The organism is Saccharopolyspora sp. (genome assembly GCF_017434145.1).
GTDB lineage: Bacteria > Actinomycetota > Actinomycetes > Mycobacteriales > Pseudonocardiaceae > Saccharopolyspora_C > Saccharopolyspora_C galaxeae.
This window is the reverse complement of the sequence record NZ_JAFRFW010000119.1, coordinates 1-2,543: the sequence shown is the minus strand read 5'-3', so window position 1 is coordinate 2,543 and position 2,543 is coordinate 1. Positions and strand designations below refer to the sequence as shown.

4 protein-coding genes are annotated in these 2,543 nt (G+C 72.7%); 2 read left to right on the top strand and 2 right to left on the bottom strand.

Annotation, left to right across the window (positions count from 1 at the left end; translation table 11 throughout):
* On the bottom strand, positions 1-703 hold a 703-nt coding region (locus IJH84_RS03150), incomplete at its 3' end, for a ParA family protein (RefSeq protein WP_295139964.1).
* 104 nt (positions 704-807) lie between these two features.
* Between IJH84_RS03150 and IJH84_RS03145 the strand changes: the two genes are divergently transcribed.
* Both IJH84_RS03145 and IJH84_RS03140 read left to right on the top strand, forming a co-directional pair.
* A complete protein-coding gene (locus IJH84_RS03145) occupies positions 808-1,581 on the top strand; it encodes a class I SAM-dependent methyltransferase (RefSeq protein ID WP_200070042.1) in 774 nt (257 codons plus the stop codon).
* A 183-nt stretch (positions 1,582-1,764) separates the two neighbouring features.
* Complete coding sequence (locus IJH84_RS03140) at positions 1,765-2,187, top strand: DUF3040 domain-containing protein (RefSeq protein WP_200070041.1); 423 nt, start codon at positions 1,765-1,767, stop codon at positions 2,185-2,187.
* Positions 2,188-2,355: 168 nt separating this feature from the next.
* On the opposite strand, the gene IJH84_RS03135 is transcribed toward IJH84_RS03140, so the two are convergent.
* On the bottom strand, positions 2,356-2,543 hold a 188-nt coding region (locus IJH84_RS03135), incomplete at its 5' end, for a hypothetical protein (RefSeq protein ID WP_295139960.1).

Genomic DNA, 2,543 nt, shown 5'->3' with positions numbered 1-2,543 from the left:
TCGGCAGGCAAGCGCCCTGCGCCTGCTGCACCGCGAGCCGATCCGGCAGCGCCACCGGCATCACCAGCGGCCCGACTATCTCCCGGAGCTCGTCGATCCGGAACTGGTGCTCGGGCGCCCGCGGCCGCCCCCGGTTCACCACCACACCCAGCGGTTGCAACCGCGGGTTGTTCTCCCGCTCGGCCTGCACCGCCTCGAACGCCCGCTGCACCCCGGAAACCGCGAAGATCGTGGGCTCGGTCACCAGCAGCGCCCGGTCCGCCGCGATCAGCGCCGAGCGCGTCAACCGCCCCAGCGAAGGCGGGCAGTCCAGCAGCACCAGCTGGTACGGCAGGTCCCCGTCCGCGATCAGGGTCTCCAACGCGGATAACGCCTCGGTGAGCTTCGCCAGGTCGCTGCGGCTCCCGTCGGTACCGCCGTTGTGCAGCTCGGCGTCCTCCGAGCCCACCAGCACATCGACCTGTTCGCCCCACCCGCTGGGCCCCACCGCCGACCGCAGCACCTCCGGGCGCGGGTCGGCCAGCACATCGCTGAGGCCCAGCTCGGTCTCGTCCGGTTCCAGGGCGGCGGTCGCGTTGCACTGCGGGTCCAGGTCGACCACCAAGGTCCGCGCACCGCGGCGCATGGCTGCCGAAGCGAGCCCGAGCACCACGGTCGTCTTGCCGACTCCGCCCTTGAGGCTGAGCACTGCCACGGTTTGCACGCCCGTAGCCTACGGAACCGCACGTCGATCTCGTGTGCTGCTGCGCCAGTGCAGCCGCCCCGCCGGTGCGCCGCCCGGTCTGACCCGCCATTACGCTGCTGGCCATGAGATCGGACGCCGTCCACCGCGTGCTGGAAGAAGAGATCGCCGAAGCCCGCAGCCGCCGGGACGGACGGCCCCCGCGGGTGCTCGACGTCGGCGGCGGCAGCGGGGTGTGGGCGGTACCGCTGGCCTCCACCGGCTGCGAGGTCACGGTGGTCGACCCGAGCCCGAACGCGCTGGCCACGCTGCAGCGCCGCGCCGCCGACGCGGGTGTCGCCGAACTGATCACCGCGTTGCAGGGCGACACCGAGGCGCTGCACAACTACACCCCGCCCGGTGGGGCCGACCTGGTGCTCGGGCACGGCTTGCTGGAGTACGTCGACGACGTGGCCACCTCGCTGTCGTCGCTGGTCGCGGCCAGCGCTCCTGGCGGGGCGGTGTCGGTGCTGGTGGCGAACCGGTACGCGGCGGTGCTGGGCCGCGCGCTGGCCGGGCGGCTGCCCGAGGCGCTGCGGGTATTCCACGATCCGGACGGCAGGCTCGACGGGACGACCGACACGGTGCTGCGGCGGTTCGACACCGAGGAGCTGAAACGCCGGATGCAGGACGCCGGGCTGGCGGTAGAGCTGGTGCAGGGCCAGGACGTGTTCGGGTACCTGGTGCCCGGCACCGTTTCCGAAGGCGTGCCCGGCACGACCTCGGATGCCGCGGCAGGCGCGGGCTCCGAGAGCAGCGCCGCCGATGCGCTGGCAGAGCTGGAACGCGGCGCCGCCGCCCGCCCGCCGCTGCGCGACATCGCGACCCGGCTGCACGCCGTCGGCCGGGTGGTCGGCTGATCGCTGGACCGAGGGGATGATGTCGACGAGCTCATGAACCCGAGCTGACCCCTGCGGGTAGTCCTGACGTCGCCGGAACCGTATCCTCGTCGGTGACGCCCCCAAGCGTTCGCCGGGTTCCAGCTCGAAGGTGTGCCCTCCGAGTCTCCGGCGCCACCAGAGACCTGTGCCGGAGGAGGAGCCATGCCACTCTCCGAGCACGAGCAGCGGATGCTCGACCAGATCGAGCGCGCGCTCTACGCCGAGGATCCGAAGTTCGCCTCCACGGTTCGCGGCGGGCGGTTGCAGCGCCCGTCGCGGCGGCGTCGCCTGCAGGGCATCGCCGTGTTCGTGCTGGGGTTGATCCTGCTGGTGGTCGGCGTGGTGATACCGGTCAAACCGGCCGGTATCCCCGTGGTGAGCGTGGTCGGCTTCCTCGTGATGTTCGGCGGAGCAGTGATCGTCCTGTCCGCGATGCGCGGTGGCGGCGGCCAGGACGCCGAGTCGGAGGCCGCGGAAGGCGGGGGCTCTTCCGGCGGCGGCCGCAAGCAGCAGCCCGAACCCCGCGCCAAGGGTTCGTTCGCACAGCGGATGGAGGATCGCTTCCGCAAGCGATTCGACCGCTAGGCCGTGCTCGCCGGCCACGTGCCGGCGATGCGCCACCCGGCCGACTTGATGACGTGGAACCCGGTGACCCGCGCGGTCACCGGGTTTCTTCGTGCCGGTGCGGCGGTCTCGGCGCTTCGGGTCAGCCCCGGCGCAGGTCAGTCCGGCGCAGTTCAGCCCCGCCGCAGTTCAGCTCCGGCGCAGCGGAGTGTCCGACAGCAGCGAGCGGGGCAGCAGCCGATCCCGCCAGCTCATCGGATGCTGCTGCCGCAGCCCGGCCAGGACGGTGCGCAGCGCGGCATCCGGGGCGGCGGTGGCGGTGGCGACCCGGCCCGCCGGGGCGTACCACTCCCGCTCGACCGCTTCGACCAGCTCGT

Excerpts from the sequence above, each read along its gene's own strand:
- IJH84_RS03145 (WP_200070042.1), top strand. The coding sequence starts at position 808 with ATGAGATCGGACGCCGTCCACCGCGTGCTGGAAGAAGAGATCGCCGAA.
- IJH84_RS03140 (WP_200070041.1), top strand. The coding sequence starts at position 1,765 with ATGCCACTCTCCGAGCACGAGCAGCGGATGCTCGACCAGATCGAGCGC.